The 17,144-nt window shown below is 57.6% G+C and carries 14 protein-coding genes; 12 read left to right on the top strand and 2 right to left on the bottom strand.

What is annotated here, in order from left to right:
* The first annotated feature begins 14 nt into the window (after positions 1-14).
* The 12 genes from ACYQ47_RS31460 to ACYQ47_RS31405 all read left to right on the top strand — a co-directional run bounded on the left by ACYQ47_RS31460 (position 15) and on the right by ACYQ47_RS31405 (position 12,044).
* Entirely contained in the window at positions 15-380 is a 366-nt protein-coding gene (locus ACYQ47_RS31460) for a phage tail assembly protein T (RefSeq protein WP_459908687.1), read from the top strand.
* On the top strand, positions 377-880 hold the full coding sequence (locus ACYQ47_RS31455; protein ID WP_459908685.1) for an HK97-gp10 family putative phage morphogenesis protein: 504 nt from the start codon (positions 377-379) through the stop codon (positions 878-880). The genes ACYQ47_RS31460 and ACYQ47_RS31455 overlap by 4 nt, the downstream gene beginning before the upstream one ends.
* A complete protein-coding gene (locus tag ACYQ47_RS31450; protein ID WP_459908683.1) occupies positions 870-3,590 on the top strand; it encodes a phage tail length tape measure family protein in 2,721 nt (906 codons plus the stop codon). The genes ACYQ47_RS31455 and ACYQ47_RS31450 overlap by 11 nt, the downstream gene beginning before the upstream one ends.
* Entirely contained in the window at positions 3,587-3,946 is a 360-nt protein-coding gene (locus ACYQ47_RS31445) for a phage tail protein (RefSeq protein ID WP_459908681.1), read from the top strand. The genes ACYQ47_RS31450 and ACYQ47_RS31445 overlap by 4 nt, the downstream gene beginning before the upstream one ends.
* A complete protein-coding gene (locus ACYQ47_RS31440; RefSeq protein ID WP_459908679.1) occupies positions 3,943-4,638 on the top strand; it encodes a phage minor tail protein L in 696 nt (231 codons plus the stop codon). Before ACYQ47_RS31445 ends, ACYQ47_RS31440 begins: the two co-directional genes overlap by 4 nt.
* A 17-nt stretch (positions 4,639-4,655) precedes the next feature.
* Complete coding sequence (locus ACYQ47_RS31435; RefSeq protein ID WP_459908677.1) at positions 4,656-5,402, top strand: C40 family peptidase; 747 nt, start codon at positions 4,656-4,658, stop codon at positions 5,400-5,402.
* Positions 5,390-8,488 carry a phage tail protein gene (locus ACYQ47_RS31430; RefSeq protein ID WP_459908675.1) on the top strand — a complete coding sequence of 1,033 codons (3,099 nt, stop codon included), beginning with the start codon at positions 5,390-5,392 and terminating at the stop codon, positions 8,486-8,488. Before ACYQ47_RS31435 ends, ACYQ47_RS31430 begins: the two co-directional genes overlap by 13 nt.
* 2 nt (positions 8,489-8,490) lie before the next feature.
* On the top strand, positions 8,491-9,534 hold the full coding sequence (locus ACYQ47_RS31425; protein WP_459908673.1) for a pentapeptide repeat-containing protein: 1,044 nt from the start codon (positions 8,491-8,493) through the stop codon (positions 9,532-9,534).
* A gap of 191 nt (positions 9,535-9,725) precedes the next feature.
* Positions 9,726-10,040, top strand: coding sequence for a hypothetical protein (locus ACYQ47_RS31420; RefSeq protein WP_459908671.1), 315 nt, complete (start codon positions 9,726-9,728; stop codon positions 10,038-10,040).
* A 70-nt stretch (positions 10,041-10,110) separates the two neighbouring features.
* Positions 10,111-10,608 carry a lysozyme gene (locus tag ACYQ47_RS31415; protein ID WP_459909403.1) on the top strand — a complete coding sequence of 166 codons (498 nt, stop codon included), beginning with the start codon at positions 10,111-10,113 and terminating at the stop codon, positions 10,606-10,608.
* A gap of 133 nt (positions 10,609-10,741) precedes the next feature.
* A complete protein-coding gene (locus ACYQ47_RS31410; protein WP_459909401.1) occupies positions 10,742-11,368 on the top strand; it encodes a DUF7338 family protein in 627 nt (208 codons plus the stop codon).
* A gap of 109 nt (positions 11,369-11,477) precedes the next feature.
* Positions 11,478-12,044, top strand: coding sequence for a lysis system i-spanin subunit Rz (locus ACYQ47_RS31405; protein ID WP_459908669.1), 567 nt, complete (start codon positions 11,478-11,480; stop codon positions 12,042-12,044).
* A gap of 473 nt (positions 12,045-12,517) precedes the next feature.
* Here the strand turns inward: ACYQ47_RS31405 and ACYQ47_RS31400 are convergent, their stop codons facing one another.
* Both ACYQ47_RS31400 and mgtA read right to left on the bottom strand, forming a co-directional pair.
* Positions 12,518-13,624, bottom strand: coding sequence for a porin (locus ACYQ47_RS31400; protein ID WP_459908667.1), 1,107 nt, complete (start codon positions 13,622-13,624; stop codon positions 12,518-12,520).
* 76 nt (positions 13,625-13,700) lie between these two features.
* Complete coding sequence (mgtA, locus tag ACYQ47_RS31395; RefSeq protein WP_459908665.1) at positions 13,701-16,451, bottom strand: magnesium-translocating P-type ATPase; 2,751 nt, start codon at positions 16,449-16,451, stop codon at positions 13,701-13,703.
* Between the last annotated feature and the right edge of the window lie 693 nt (positions 16,452-17,144).

The raw sequence follows: 17,144 nt of genomic DNA, 5'->3' as shown, positions 1-17,144 counted from the left end.
ACCCGCAGAAACTGATGTGGATGCGCATCGCAATGAAGCTGGGGATGTCGGTGCGGCGCGCCAAGCTCGAAGTGTCCAGCGCCGAGTACGCGGATTGGGTGGCGTTGTTCGAGCACGAGCCTTGGGGCGAGCACATTGAGGATTTACGGGTGGGCACACTCATGAGCCTTCTATACAACATGAATCGTGGCAAGGATGCGCCCGCGCTGAACGCGGCCGACTTTACGCCCTGGTCAGGGTGGAGTCGTGAGTCGCTAAAACCGCGCATACGAAGCGCGCAGGAAATCGCCGCCAGCACGTTCGGCATCGACCTGGAGGCGGCGAAGCGCGCTGGTGCGAAGCGCATCGTGGTTCGCAACGGCGAGGTGATTGAGGGATGAGCCAAAACTATCGCGTCGAGAATCTCGAATCGTTGACGGGAATGTTGCGCACGCTTGACGAGGCCGTTAGCGAAAGCACGCTTCGCCAGGCGGCCGTTGCGGGCGCGCGCATCATCCATGACGAGATCAAACGGCGTGCACCGGTGGGCGAGCTTGCGGGCATGCGTCGTGGTCGGCCGCATTGGCCGGGGTTCTTGCGGGATCACATGCTCATCGCCTATGACCAGGAGCAATCGGTGCCGGGCATGCTCGCCTCCTACCTGATCACCTGGAGCCAGGATGCCTTCTATGGGCGCTTTGTCGAACTGGGCAAGCGCAACGCGGTCAAGCTCACGGAACGCACGCTCGCGCGCGCGATTCGGGACATTGAGTTCGGCAGCTCGCGCACGCCGGCGCAGCCGTTCATTCGCCCGGCGTTCGAGGCGACCAGGACAGCGGCCGCGCGCAAGATGGCTGAGGTGCTCGAGAAGAAGCTCAAAGAGGTAGCCGATGACCAATGAAGTCGTCACACGTGTCAGTGTCGATGCGAGCGGCTTCGAAGCCGGCATGGAGCGCACCAAGCGGGCCGCGAGCGGGTTCGTGGCGAACCAGCAGGCAAGCGCGAGCAAGTACGAAGCGTGTCAGCGGCAAATGGCGGCCGCCAGCAGCATCACTGCGCGCGCGCTTGAAGAAGCCGCGAAGAGCGGGAGCGCCGCGACCGCGCGGCAGGTAAGTGCTGCTGTCAGAAGCTTCGAGAAGGTTGCCGACACGGCCGGAAAAACCCGGTTTGAGCTGATGCGGCTGAAGGCGGCCAAGCTGGGGATTGCCGAGGCGGCCGAACCGCTGATCACGAAGGCCGAGGCGGCCGCTAGTGCCATGCATCACCTCGGCGCGGGGTCGGTCGCCGCGCGGCGCGAGTTGTTTGTGCTCGGTCATGAGGCCATGCAGGGTCGCTGGAAAAACTTCGTGGGTTCGCTCATGGTGCTGGGCGAGCGCATCGACGTGTTGCCGATGCTGTGCGGTCCTGCGGGCATCGCGCTCGGCGCCCTGGGTGCAAGCGCTACGGTGGCCTACCACGCCATTCATGCGCTGAGCGAGCAGCAAGAGAAGCTTGATCGCGCAATGTTGCTCACGGGCAATTATGCAGCGCTCACGCAAGGCAAGCTGCAGGCGTACGCCGACATCCTCTCGCGTCGGGTAGGGGTCTCGGCGAGCGATGCGCGTGATGCGCTGATGGCGCTGGCCAGTTCGGGGCACGTTGCCGGCGCGGATCTGCAGCAAGCAGCGCAAGGCGTTGCGGCGTACGCAAAGGTTTCGGGCCAATCGGTGGAAGAGGCCGCACGCCAGTTCTTGCAGTCGTATGGTCGCGCAACGGAAGCCGCCCGCAAGTGGCGCGAAGATCATCATGACCTGAGCCAAGAGCAGCTCGACCATATTCGTATTCTTGATCTCTCGGGCGATAAGGCCGGGGCGTGGGCTGCATTCGTCGAGGCAGCAAGCAAGAAGGCGCGGGAGGCGGTGCAATCCGATAATCGCGCGATGGTCGAGAGCTATGAGACGCTCGGCCAGAAGTGGGATCGCTTCTGGCGGACCGTCACGGGCAAAGGCGACAATTTGGTGAAGGCGCAGGACAAGCTAGCCGCCTTGCGCGCTTCACTGCTTGATCCTGATTCGAACCCTGGCGGAATGAATACGGCGGCGATCGAAAAGCAGATTGCCCAAGCGCAGCGTCTTGTGCAAACGCTGCTTGGCGAAGCTCAGAAAAACGATCCGCATCAGAAGAGCGTCGATGCATTCAAGTCAATTCTGGAGCATCACGCCGATTACATGAAGTCGGCGCGTTCGCCGCAAGAGAAGCTCGCCGACGCCAATAAGGAGACGAACGAGTACTTCGCGGCGGTGAAAAAAGCGGGCGAGGCGGCGGGCAAGACGCGCGAGGAGCTCAAGGCACTCGAAGCGGATCGCCAAAAGATGCTTGCCCATAACGCAGAACTGTACAAGTCGCGCGAGCGAAAGACGCATGAGCCGCGCGCCGATGCCGGGGCACGGTATCTCGAGCAGCTGCGTGAGCAGGGTGCGGCGCTTGAAGCGCAGCTGCACACGAGCGAAAAGCTCACGAATGCGCAGAAGGAGTTGGCGCGCTTTAACGAGAAGATGGCGGCGGCCAAGCGGCATATCGCAAGCGCCGATGAGAGAAGTCTGCTGCACTCAGAGAAGGCGATCCGGGCGCAGCTGGAGCACAATGCGGCGCTTGAAAAAGCCAACAAGCTGGGCGAGGCGCGGGCGAAGTTCGAGGAGCGCTCGCAGCGTATCAGCGAGAGCCTGAGCGAATTCAGGCAAACGCAGACCCAACGTTACGCGCGCGAGCTGGGCGATCGAGACGCTGAATCGCTACAGCACGGTGAGCATCGCAAGGACCGCGACTTAAGTGAGGCGGCCGCGCGTTATCGAAAAGCCGTCGAAGAGCTGAAGCGCATCACTCCGGAGGCTTTGCTCAACGGCGGCGACTACCTGGCGAAACTGGCCGAAATCGAGCGTGGTAACGCCGACGCGATCGAGGCCGTCAAAAAGCACTACGAGGAACTTCGACGGGTCCAGGGCGACTGGGTTGCCGGCGCGAAGCTAGGTGTGGCGGACTTCTTCAAAGACACGCAGGACAAGGCCCACGCGGCCCAGCACGCGGTGGTCGAGTCGTTCAGGCACATCGAGGACGCCGTATCGAAATTTGTCACGAAGGGCAAGCTTGATATGAAAGAGTTCATCGCCGGGATTCTTGCCGATCTGTCGAAACTCGCCCTGCATCAAGCGCTGGGCAACCTGGTGGAAAAAATGCCGCTGTTCAAGCTGGCCGGGCATGCCCAGGGCGGACTGATTACGGGCCCCGGCACCGGCACGAGCGACAGCATTCCGGCCATGCTGTCCAACGGCGAGCATGTCGTCAACGCAAACGCGGCACGCCAGCACCATGCGTTGCTCGATGCGATCAATTCGAATCATGTGGCGCACTTTGCCTCGGGCGGCCCCGTGGGTGCGTCGGCGCCGGCGGACATGCGATTGGCGGGCGCACAGGTGCATCTTGAAGTTCACAGTCATGGCGGGGATGGTCTGAGCGATCATGATGCGCGCGAGTTGCAACAGTTGGTGAGCGCGTTCGTCGATCAGAAAATCGCGCGCAAGATGGGTGGGCAGGGCGGTCTCGCGAGCCTTATCTCGCAGGGGCATTTCGGATGAAGTCGGCATCGCCGCGACGCACGTTTACGTGGTCGCCCATGCTCGGAGCCGAGGGCACGACGCATTACCGCGTGCGAACGGTGCAATTCGGCGATGGCTATAGCCAGGCGGTGCCGGACGGCATTCGCAATATTGCCGACACGTGGCCGCTGCGCTTTGTAGGTGACGGACAAGAGATCCAGGCGATTCGAGCGTTTCTCGATTCGACACGCGGCAGTGAGCCATTTCTTTGGACGCCGCCTTTGCGCATTCGGGGACTGTTTCGCGTCGATGCCCAGCCGGGCATACAGACGCGCGCGCTGGGTGCTGATCTATATCAGTTGAGCGTCACATTCAAGGAGGTATTCGAACCATGAACGGCGTGAGGACAGACGTCCAACGTCTGGAGCCAGGTGCGCTTGTCGAGCTGTACGAGCTTGATCTCACGCATTGGGGGAGCCAAGTTTTGCGATTCCATGCGCATGAACATGGCGGCATCATCCAATGGAAGGGCAAAGAATATGGCCCGTGGCCCATGCGTGTCTCAGGTTTTGCGCGTACGGGCGATGCCGCTCAACCCACGCCTACGCTGAGCGTAGCGAATCTAGATGGCTTCGTCTCCATGCTGTGTATGCAGTACTGTGATCTGGTTGGCGCGCCGATACTTCGGCGCAGGACTTTGGCGCAGTATTTGAAAGGTCATGCGAACGGGGTTTCGGGGAGCGACACGAGCGCAGATGGCGATAATGAGTTGCCTGTGGAGCGCTGGCTCATCGAGCAGAAAACGCTTGAGACGGCAGGGGTCGTAGAGTTTACGCTGAGCTCCGCGCTGGATCTGTCGGGCCGGAAGTTACCATCGCGCCGCATCATTGCCGCTGTGTGTCAGTGGGCGTATCGCGGGCCGGAGTGCGGATATACGGGTGACAAATACTTCACACGGGGCAATTCGCCGACGCTCAGTAAAGACGAAGACGCGTGTGGCAGTCGGCTCGCATGTTGCAGAGTGCGCTTCGGTTCATCCGGTCCGCTGCCGTTTGGTGGATTCCCGGCGGCGGGTGCCGCAGGCTGATGACACGAGGCGCGTGAGTGATCGGAAGCGAACTTAGCGCGGCGATCCAAGCTGACGCCTTGCGGTGTCACCCGAATGAATCGTGCGGACTGGTTGTGGCTGGCCAGTACATACCTTGCACGAACGTCGCACCTGATCCATCGCGCTACTTCACAATCTCACCGTGCGCGTACGCGCAAGCTGAGGAACACGGCGCGATTCAGGCCGTTGTTCACTCACACCCAGATGCAACGGCCTGGCCGAGCTTGGCCGACATACTGGCCTGTCAGACGTCCCTTGTCTCGACTTGGCTCGTAGTGAGCGTGTTCTGCGAAGACAAGCAACCTCGCATCGGTCGGCTTCATCGCTTCGATCGAGTCGACAACGACATTCCTTTGCTTGGTGCTCCCTTTGAGCACGGCACGCAAGACTGCTACGGGTTGGTGCGCCGGTACTACCGCGCAGCGCTCGGAATGGTATTGCCCGACTTCGCCCGCTCAGGGATGTGGTGGGAGGACGGGCAGTCCTCGCTTTATCTCGACAACTATGCGGCCGCCGGATTCGTGAGTGTGGGTCGCGATGCTGTCTTGCGTGCGGGCGATGTGCTGCTCATGGCGATCGCCAGCCGTCGTGGCGTTCCGAATCACGCTGCCGTGTATCTCGGTGGCGATGAGATCTTGCATCATCTGTGGAAACAACTGTCGCGGCGAGACTCGTTGCCGCGATACCGCAAGCATGTCACGCACGTGCTGCGTCACCAACAGGCACTTGAATGGAACAGCTAGTTCGATCGATCAGGCTCTATGGCAGCCTTGGGGCGAAGTTCGGTCGCGAACATCAGTATGTCGTTCATTCTCCGCGTGATGCGTTGCGCGCGCTCGGCGCGATGATCCCAGGCTTCTGGCAAGCGCTTTATCGAAGCGATTCGCAGGGTGTGCGCTACGCAGTGTTCGTAGGCCAACGTAATGTCACTGAGGCGGAGCTAGATTTGCTCGGCGGCGCTGAGCCCATCCGCATCGCGCCGGTCCTCGCAGGGAGCAAGGTCGGTGGCATTTTGCAGACGATTGCAGGCGTCACGCTCGCGGCCGCCGGTGCGGCATCGATGTTTTTCGCCCCGGGCAACCCCTACGGCCTCGACATGATGCTGATGGGCGGCTCGTTAGCGCTGGGCGGTATCGCCCAGATGCTCTCGCCCCAAACGCCTACGCCTCAGGCGAAGAATCACCACGGCATGCCGGGAATTCAGAACGTGAGCGGACAGGGCGGGCCTGTGCCCCTGCTTTACGGCACCATGCGCGTGGGCTCAAACGTAATCAGTGCGTGCATGGAAGCGTTCGATGCGCCCGCAAGTGGGGTTCGGAGTGCGCTTAAGGAGGATTCGAGCGAGGCGGATCTCGGAGACCAGAAAAAAACGCCGATTAATAGCCGCCTTGCTTACACCGTTGTTGATTTGATCTCCGAGGGCGAGATCGCAGGCCTTGTCAACAACTATGGCCCTATTCCGACTGAACTCATCCAGTTTCACTCCGTTTATTTGAACGATATCAAGGTCGCGAACGACGACGGAAGCCGAAACTTCGAGATTGAGAAGTTTGAATTTCGGCAAGGCACGGCTAAGCAAGATGCGGTTGACTGGATTGGTGTCGCGGCCAACGAGGTGCATGTGGGGGTCGAGCTGCGCAGATGGCTGGCCGATGGGTACAAAGATGGCAAGGCGATAAAAGGCACTCAGTCTTTGCCTTGGGCGCTCGAAGTTAGCGAGCCAGACGTCGATGAAGTAGACGTCACTTTGCAGGTGAGTGACCTCTGGTGGGATTCCAATAAAGGCCACACTAACGCGACCGTCCAGCTTAGATTTGAGCCGAGTTATGCGCCCGCGAAAAGCAACCCGATCGAAGCTCGAAACGTGGAAATCACGGGCTTGAGCCCGATCTACCATAAGACGTATCGGTTTCCGGTCGACATCGTCGGCGGCGCTCGGTTCAAGCTCACGATCAAGCGCACGGATGAGATTGAACAAGGTAAAGAGGAGGGTTTGAAGCACGGCACGGTGCATGTGATGAGCTACACCAAGCGCCGCACCGGCAAGTTCCGGTATCCATGCAGTGCCTTGGCTGCATGGCGATTTGATTCAACGAAGTTCGATCGTGTGCCGACTCGCTCATACGACGTGAGGGGATTGCTGGTTGAAGTGCCGAGCAATTACGATCCGCGCACCCGAAAGTACGACGGTACTTGGACGGGCAACTTCAAGCGTGCCTGGACCGACAATCCGGTTTGGATCTTCCGCGACCTGCTGCTCAACAAGCGCTATGGCGCCGGCAAGTGGGTGCAGGAGCAAATGGTCGAGCGCTACGCTCTTTATGCGATCGCCCGCTATTGCGACGAACGCGTGCCCGATGGCACGGGTGGCACAGAGCCGCGCTTCACCTGCAATTGCTATATCACCTCGCGCTCGCAGGCCTTCGCGCTCCTTCAGCAACTTGCAAGCGTCTTTCGCGGCATCGCTTACTGGAGTGCCGAGCAAGTGTGGGGCGCAGCCGACATGCCAAGCGACGCGGTGTATGTCTACAACCCCTCCAATGTTGTGAACGGGGTCTTCAAGTACACAGGCAGCTCGCTTAAGTCGCGACACACCGCAGCCATGGTGACCTGGTGCGATCCGAATAACGGGTATAAGCAGGCGGTCGAAAGCGTCGAGGATGCGGATGGCATCGCGTTATACGGCTACAACGTAGCGGAGATCACCGCATTCGGTTGCACGAGGCGCTCGCAAGCTCAGCGTGCTGGACACTGGTTGCTGCAGACAGCGCGTCTGGAGACTGAAACGGCAACCTTCAGTGTCGGCCTTGATGGTGCGCTGGCACTGCCTGGCCAGGTCATCGAGATCGCGGACCCTTTGCGGGCCAACTTCTGCGCAGGCGGTCGCATAAGTGAAGCAAGCAATGAGCTGTTGCTAGACCGGGAAGTCAAGGCGCAGGCGGGTGATTTGATGACGGTGGTATTGCCGGACGCTCGAGCGCAGCAGGTCGTGCTTAAGCGGGTGAGAGGTGCGAGTGTCGAGCTTGGCCGTGCGCTGGAGCGAGCGCCGGTGCCCGGGGCTGCGTGGGCGATGCGATCAGCCAGCACGGCGCCGAGGTTATATCGCGTGATAAGTGTGTCAGAGAACGACGACGGCACGAGTTTCAGTATTACCGCGATTCAGCACGCGCCGGAAAAGTATGCCACCGTGGACCACTCGGCGATCACGAACGAAGTCGATCATGCGCACATTCCGATCACGCCGCCATCCAATCTGAAGATCGTTCCCGGAAGGGGCTGGGGTAGCGGCATGACGGCGGTAGTCTCATGGGCGCAGGCGGAGAACGCGAGACAGTACGTTCTGGAATGGATCGCACCTGGCGGCCAGGTGACAACGGTGACGCTGCCAAGCAATAAGCTGGAATGGAGGAGTGGCGAGCTTAAGCCCGGCAAGTTCGTCGCACGTCTGCAGGCGGAGGTATGGGATGGGCGCCGGTCTGAAAAAGTCGAAAACGAAGTACTTCTGCAGGGGCTAGTTTATATCAAAGGTTTGACCGTCAGCCGTGATCATCGACGAGTGACAATCGCTTGCAGTCTGGAATACGTTTCCCAAGCGCTGGAGTGCATTCTCGAGGTTCGACTCAGCGATACGAATCAATTCAAGGATGGTCGTTCGTTACTCGGAGAGTTGAATGAGTCTCGGGTTCGGTTTGGATCGTCGAGGTCCGGGAAGGTGTGGGCGAGAGTGCGTTATGGCGTGCCTAGCCAGGAGGGAGACCGGACGCACTTCGCGGCAAGCGCCTGGTATCCGAGTGAACATGGCCCCGGCATTGCGTTTGAGAAGGGTTGAGCATGCGCGAATTGAGTGTAAGAAAGTTAGGGGCCTGGGATAAAGGCACCAAATATAAGAATCGTCGAAACGAAAAAGTCGTTTTGATACAGGACATGGAGCAGCTTAGGGAGGCGTTAAGCAAAGCAGTAGCTAGCGGCCTCGACTTGAGTCATATCAACCTCGAGAAGGGCTACTGGAACGACGGTGCGCCGCTGACGGATGCACAATTGCGCGGAGCGCGTTTGGCTGATGCGAAACTGAGCGACGCGCTTTTATTGCGAGCGAATCTGGAACGCGCTGATCTGCGTGGCGCAGAGCTCGAGCGCGTGGGCCTCGGTGACGCGAACTTGAGCGACGCGAATTTGTGCGGAGCAAATTTAACTAATGCCAATATGGAGTTCACCAACTTGAGTAACGCGGTTCTGACTGGGGTGAATCTCGTCAACGCCAATATGCCGAAAGCCACCCTGAGAGGCGCAGATCTCAACGGGGCGAATTTGTACGGGGCGAATTTGAAAGATGCGGACTTGAGGGATTGCAACCTTAAGGGCGCAATCTTAGAAGGGGCAATTCTCAATGGTGCGATCCGCAACGATACTGGCTGGGCAAGCGGTAGCGTAATCAAGAACCGCCACACCGGCACGGCCATCCTCACAATGGGCAGCGATAATCTCGCCGCCGAGTTGCAAAGGGCGTTCATTTCAAAGCAGAGTTTGAGGCACGTCGACCTGAGCGACACGCAGCGTGGTGCCGCACCGCTCTCGAATGCATCGATTGCCGGGGCGTCGTTAATCGATGCCGATCTGACGGGTGCGGATCTGTCGTGCGCCGATTTGAGCGGGGCAGATCTGCGAGGCGCGATTCTCGTTCGGGCCTTGCTTAAGGGCGCAAATTTAAGTGGAGCATGTCTACGCAGCGCAGATCTCACCGGAGCAACGCTTGTGGGTGCGGATCTGAGCGGCGCGGACTTGGATGGCGCGCGTCTTGAACGCGCGAAGCTACGCGGTGCCGACCTTGCGGGTGCAAACTTACGCGAAGCGAAGATGGCAGGCATGGAGCGGTAAGGCGCGTTGCCTTATAAAAGCGGAGCAAAAAGCGAAACGGAACGAGCGATCAAGCAGGGTGGCGGATACTGATCGTTTGTGCTGGTTGCGCAGGGGTAGGCGCTTGCGTAAAGAGAACGAGGTCCTCAGAATCGAGTTTGACTTCATCGGGGAACCACCTGTCGTCCGGTGCGCTAACTGAGCGATGCGCGGTGAAGTCTATCGAAGTGGGACCACGACCTTTAGCCGCCCTCGGGCGGCTTTTTTTACCTATCGAAAACGTTCATGACCTGCGCTTGCTCACAAGAAACAATCTGGGAGAAGCGATGAAAGATGACTTTGCAGCGAGCATGGCGAAGAACACGCCTGTGGTGGGCGGAAACTTCTGGTTGTGGTTGAGCAACCACGACATCAATTGGTGGGTGGCAATTGCCACGCTTGCCTACATCGGTGCGAGCTTCGTGTTCGCCTGGCGAAAAGACCGACGCGACCAACGCGCGCGCGAGCACGAGTCGGCTCACGCCTGATTCGATTGAACAGTAATCAAGCCCCGTCTGCTCTCGGCAGTCGGGGCTTTGTTGTTTGTGGAGACCAATGATGGCGAATCTACCGAAAGGCGCGCTTGCGGGTCTCGTTGGCACGGCGGCCGCGGCGATGTTGTACTGCATCGTGCCGCGATTTGAAGGGGTCGTGCACCGCGGTTATCTTGATCCGGTGGGCATTGCCACGAAGTGTGCTGGCGACACGCACGACGTTGTCGTCGGGAAGCACTACAGCGCGGCTGAGTGCCGGGAGTCTTTGAATCGGCAACTCATGGAGCACGCCGATGACGTGCTCAAGTGCACGCCGGTCCTCAAGGATCACCCGAATCAACTCGCCGCCGCAGTGAGCTTTGCCTACAGCGTTGGCGGTGAGGCCTATTGCAGAAGCACGACCGCGAAGCGATTCAACGCGCACGACTGGAAGGACGCATGTCGAGCAATGAACGAGTCAGATGACGGGCGCGCGCAGTGGGTGAGCTCGCGTGGCAGGGTGCTTCCGGGGCTCGTGAAGCGTCGTGCGGAGGAACGTGCGCTCTGTGAGCGAGATCTGTAAGCGATGTCGCGTCGTGAGGACTGCCTTGCGGGTTCCGCACGGCTTGCAAGCGGTGACTTCGCGCACGTGACGTTCCGAGGGGTGTGACCGCGCGCCGAAGAGCGCGCACCTTATAAAGGGAGTTTCAGTGAGTATGGCAAATAGTGTATTGAAGTTCTTTCTCGCTGCATTGGATTGGTTACGTGAAATGCTGCGCTCGTGTTTGGGTGAAGCCAAGAAGTTCATGGCGATGTTCTTACGCTGGATCACGCTGGCCGTGCTCGGCATTTGCTTCATGATGCTTGCATGCCTCATCGCGCCGATCCTACCCGCCTTCGCAATCGGAAATAGCACACTGCCGCGTTGGTTACGCTGGTTTCAAACTCCGGACAACCCTTTGGACGGCGATCAAAACTTCATCGACAATGTGGCGCCTTATCCGGGGAAGCAAACCGGGCTCCGGCAATACATCAATCGCGTGTTGTGGTTATGGCGCAATCCAGCATATGGGTTTGATCTCGAAGTGCTGGGATTTACAGCCCATGAGGGCGCCATCTTGGTGATGGCAGGCACATTGCCAATGAATGTCACCCCAAGGACCGGATGGTACTTCGCTATTCTGACGAACCCCGATGGCACACGCGCTTGGCAATTTTACGCGGTGAAGCGATGGGGAACCTGGGCGTCTCGAGTCAATTTCGGGTGGAAACTTTGGAGTGTCCCCGGTAGATGCCAGATCGCAGTAACGATTCAACCGTATCTATCAATACCGACAACGTGACGATCGTTTGTGTTCAGCCGCAGCCGTCACACGTATGAATCCTTGCTCGGTGGGATAGCGATGAAACATCGTGTGCCACCTTGATCATCCTTTGCATAGGAACACCCGGATGTCCGCCTATCTCATCACCGGGCTGACAGCATGCGCCGTTGGCTTCGCGGCTGGCGGGGCCGCCCTCCACGTATTCGACAGCAGTCAACTCGCCAACGAGCGGGCTGCTCACGCCCGCGACAACGAGGTGAACGCACAAAAGCTCGCTTCGTTGTCGGAGAGCGCAGCGAAGGCAGCGAGCAAGGCGGTTGCGGCTCACAACGCGGCCATCACCAATATTGCAAAGCTCGATGACCAATATCACCATGAGCGGAAGACCCATGAAGTCGACAATGCGAAGAATCGTGCTGCTATTGCTGACGGCACTCGTCGGGTGCGCATCGCAATCTCAAACGCGCGTTGCGGACATACCTCGGATCCAAGTGCCGCCGCCGGCGGCGTGGGCGATGGAACCCGTCGCTACGCCGAGCTATCACCAGAGGTTGGAAAATATCTTTTCGAAATAGCAGACGACGCGGACACCGATGCTCGCGCGAAAGCGGAGTACTTGCAGCAGTACGTCGCCACGCTCCAACGGCACGGCCTTGTGGCGAGAAGCAGGCTTTCGGGAGAGGGCTTCGAATAGCATCTGTGAAATGTCTACCGTGATAACAGAAAAACTAAGATAGACAGTTCGGATTTCATCCGGGTTACAAGCCTGATGACGGTAGGCTGCGGCATTTTCCGGGACGGACATACAATCCACGTGATTGTCCTATTAACCTTAACAATCTAGATAATCGGGTGGTGTTGAAGAGATCAGCGCGCATCGTGCAAGCCGAGCAATTTCGCTGAGTGCATTAGGCCGTGCTGGTCCGTGCGCTATTTCGTGGATCAGAGACAGTGCGGTACGCAGCCGAGTTAGTTCATGCATCATGGATGCGCGTTCGCTGACTTGATCGATGCGCTGGTTTTGGTGTGCATTCTTCACGTTTTCTCTCCTTGCACGCCTATCGTCATGGAGGCTGTTTAACCAAGAGAAGCACTGGAGCCCTGTCAGTGCGCGATTAGCGACCCGAAGGGCACCCGTTCTCTCGGGACGAGCATTTCTTGTTCTAGTTAGAATCGATGCCGGAAGCCGGCTCCGACGAGCAACTGAGTTCGGCTTGTTGACGGGTCAAAACCGGCGATGAGCGCACGCGCGTCTGCCGACGCGTGTTGATAGATGACCTCGGAATAAACGTCGGTGCGCTTCGAGATGAGTCGAACCGCCTGCAGTCCACCCGCATGCCAATGACCGTTCGAGCTCTTCGTGTATGTGTACGAGCTGGCTACCGAAAGTGAAGGCGTCAACTGGAAATTTGCGTTCACCTCGTAGTTGCTGAACCCGATAGAGGGCATCTTGCTACCGGTTTTTAAATCGGCTATACCAACGAACGTTGACCGGGTCCATACCGCCCCAAGGGTAATATCGCCGAACAAATAATTTACTCCGATGCCATAACGGTTTTGCGTTTGCACCGAAGAGTCGACTATTTCATGGCGAAGGGCGGGAAGAGGCGTGGCGTCATACGCACCTGCGTCACTATTTCCCGCTCCACTAACATGCAACCAAGCGGCACCGGCGCTCAATGAGCCGTTTTGGTAGCTAGCGCCTATCCCATACGCTCGATTGTTGGAAAAATCTCCTGCCACATTTGAGAAGGCATAAAAGCCGCCTATTTTCCAATCGCTGGTTAATTGCTTCTCATATTTGATCGCATTGTGTGCGAGTAACGAGTTATTTGCGTTGTCGTTATCGAACGGATGCGCGAACGCAGTGCCGCCCGTTCCGCCGGTCAATGTTAGCGGAGCAAGATAATCGTGGATAGAATCGTACTGATAGCCTAACGTGACTGTGCCAATGGATTCCCTGGCGATGCCGAAGTAAAGAGGGTGATCGTTGACGCTGTTCCCAGACATAACCGAGATTCCTCGTTCGATCTGGAACACCACCTGAGTACCGCTGCTAAAGTCGTTTGATCCTTTCAGCCCCACAAAGCTGCCATCGATTAGGCCACTGACGGCCTTAAACTGGCTGCGGCCACCGACATTGTTGAGCCATCCGAGGCCAGCATCCAGTTCGCCGTACAGAGATACGCTGCTTTCGGCGTTAGCAGTCCCCATCATAAGAACAAGGGTGCTGATCGTCGCGCTGGCGCGCAAGATCCTTTTCGTTGAAGACATTTCTAAGTTCCCTATGCATTATTTCGCCAGGCGAGCGCATGTGCTATCGCGCAGCTCGCATCGAAGTGATCGCGCTTCAGTACCAACGTCGGTAGCGGCGGATATAGACAGTCTTGACGGCTTGCGCCAGCAGCATATAAGCAACGATCGTGGCGATGAGCCACCCCCAGTAACGGTGATCTAGCGCTTGGAAGCCAAGCGCCTGTGCGAATGGAGAGTACGGTAGCCAGCAAGCTACAAATATCGCGACAGTTGTAGAAAGCATTACCGGCAAGGCGGCCATACTTTGAAAGAACGGGATACGTTGCGTGCGCAACATATGAACGACTAGCGTCTGCGATACAAGCCCCTCAACGAACCAGCCAGAGTTCATGATGATCTGGCCACCTCCGTTCGCGTAGTATGTTGCGCCAGCGCCGAATACTGTCCAAAGCAACCAAAAGGTCGTGATATCGAAGACGGACGAAGTAGGTCCAAACCAGATCATGAAACGGCGGATATTGCCAGCTTCCCATTTCCGAGGCTTCGCTAAAAACTCGGAGTCCATCTTGTCCCACGGTAAAAACATCTGCGACAGATCGTAGATAAGGTTCTGAATCAGCAGCTGGACGGCCAGCATTGGCTCCCAGGGGAGAAAAGCGCTTGCGATGAGCACTGAGAACACGTTGCCAAAATTCGAGCTCGCTGTCATGTTCAGGTACTTAAGGATATTGCCGAACGTTTGTCTGCCCGTAATGACCCCTTGTTCTAGCACCATCAGATCTTTTTCCAGCAGGATTATGTCGGCGGTTTCCTTCGCGATATCACTGCCCGTGTCGACCGAGATCCCGACGTCCGCGTCACGTAAGGCAGCTGCATCGTTTATTCCGTCTCCGAGAAATCCCACCGTGTGTCCGTTTGCCTGGAAGGCGTTCACAACGCGAGACTTTTGCAGCGGAGTGAGCTTCGCAAAGACGGTCGTGCGCTCGACGGCAGCATCTAACTCAGTGTCGGTCATATCTTCAATGTCACGGCCGAGTAGAGGCGTCCCTGGCTCAAGGCCAACGTCGCGGCACACTTTCGCTGTCACAATCGGATTGTCGCCGGTGAGCACCTTTACGCTGATGCGGTGCTCATTCAAGGCGCGGATCGCAAGGGCTGCCGAATCCTTCGGCGGATCAAGGAAAGTCAGCAAACCCCGAACGACGAGTTCACGCTCGTCGCCGGGTTGAAAATGAGTTTTGACATCGTCTGGCGGGATCTCGCGTGTTGCGATCAACAGTACTCGATAACCTTGCTCGTTATATACTTGAGAACGAGTGAGCAACGCAGCGCGCTCGAATTGGTCAAGAGCGCGGACTCCTGAGTCTTCCTGAAAGGATGTGCAGACGTCGAGCATCTCTTCGACTGCGCCCTTGCAGACCATGAGTTGAGACCCTGCTTCGTGCTCGAGCACGACTGAAACGCGTCGTCGCTCGAAATCAAACGGTAACTCGTCAACCTTCCTGTAGCGATTGAGAACAGGAGATAAGCCAGACTTCTCAGCCTGCTCGACTATCGCCATGTCCATACAATTTTTCTGGCCACGCTGATGGAAGCTATTCAGCCAAGCAAACTCCAAGATTCGATCGTCTCGAACGCCATTCACGTTTAGATGATGTTCCAGGATGATGCGGTCTTGTGTCAGCGTGCCTGTCTTGTCGGTGCACAGTACATCCATGGCACCGAAGTTCTGGACTGAATTAAGACGTTTGACCACGACCTTCCGACGGGACATCGCGATCGCGCCTTTTGCAAGGTTGGCCGAGACAATCATCGGAAGCATCTCGGGCGTGAGGCCGACCGCGACCGCCAGCGCAAACGTAAGAGCAGACAACCAATCGCCCTTCGTGACGCCGTTTAGCAGGAAAACTACGGGTACCATCACCAGCATGAAGCGAATCAGCAACCATGAGACGCTATTCACACCTCGGTCAAAGCTGGTTTCGATACGCTTGCGGCTGATCACGATTTTGGCGAGAGTACCGAAATACGTGTTGGCACCGGTCTCTACGACCACCGCGGTCGCGCTTCCGCTAAATACGTTCGTGCCCATGAAACAAATATTTGGAAGTTCAAGCGGATCGCGTGACTCCTTCGAAATACGAGTCGCCGATTTTTGCATGACGGCGCCAAGCGTGTCGTATTTCTCAACGGGTAGGGCTTCGCCCGTAAGGGCTGCCTGACTCACCATGAAATTCCGTGAATCGATAAGGCGAACATCTGCGGGAATCATGTCGCCGGCCTGCAAGTCGACGATATCACCTACGACGAGACTGGACAGGAGAACCTTCCGTCTTACCGGCTTCGCTGTTTTGGAGGTTCGTCGCACGACAGTCGCAGTGCTACACACCATGGACTTGAGGCGTTCTGCCGCCCTATTTGAACGATACTCTTGGAAAAAGCGCAGAAGGCTGCTCACAATGACCATCACGAGCAAGATAATCACGCTGTTCCAGTCGCGTTCGTCGGACGAAGCAAAATAGACGTCCGTGCAGTAGCTGATGCCCGCGAGTACGAGCAGGATTACTACAAATGGGTTTCGGAAAGCGTAAGCTAATTGAACAAAGGCGTGCGGCGCTTTGTCGTGCGCTACCTCGTTTTTGCCCTTGCTACGCAAACGATCGGCAGCGTCAGATTCGATCAAACCGTTAAGCGAACCGTTCGTATGCAGCAGCGTCACTTCAATGCTATTGAAGGCCTCGTAGGTAATTCTTGAAAGAAATTCAACGGGGCGACGTGCTCGACAATTACGTAGGAATCCTCTGTTATTTGCCTTCGCGCGATGGTTGTTAAACTGATTTTTCATGACAAGTTTACGTGTCAGATAGGATTGCCTACCTGACTCTCTGATCGTTTAAGTGTTGATTTTTGGGAAACTCAAGTGGTCGTATTGCTTAGCAGGATCGAACACGGCTGCGCAACCAACTGCGCAGCCTTACGATCACTCGGGGCTTACGGGTGCGCACGGGCCTATGAGGAAGCGGGTGCGCGAGGGGCTCGTGGCCGAATGCGAGGTTTGGTAGGAGTAGGGCGAAGTACATGAGGATGCTCCGTCCGAGCAATCGCTCGGTTTATGGTCTTAGGTCGGCTGTGGACATTCATCGGCAGTGTTCGGGCTCGATGCACTGGGCTGGTTACAGCCGACGCGGACAACGTTTAGGCTAAAGGAGAAATGGATTGGCATGTAAATTCAGGGTCCGCCATGGTGCCTCCTTGCCTGGCTAATTCAGGCTCAAATGAAAGAGTTGCGCCCCACCGTCGGACGCACGCGAGTTCGCCACCCGAGCCGCAGCGGTCGGTGGGAGCATTAACGAGCGCAAATGCGCAAGCCTATGCGTTTGAGAAAAGGGTGGGTGCGAGGGAGATGCTAAAAAAGCTTCGACGCGCACCATCCTGCCTGTATGCAGAATGGCGGCTCATTGAGTCGTGCGTTCTGCGCTCAGGCAGTCGTATCGTTCTGCGATCGACTACAGTAGGAGTCCAAGATTTGAGCCTCGGT

The organism is Caballeronia sp. HLA56 (assembly GCF_054655155.1).
This window is presented reverse-complemented; position numbering and strand designations above follow the sequence as displayed.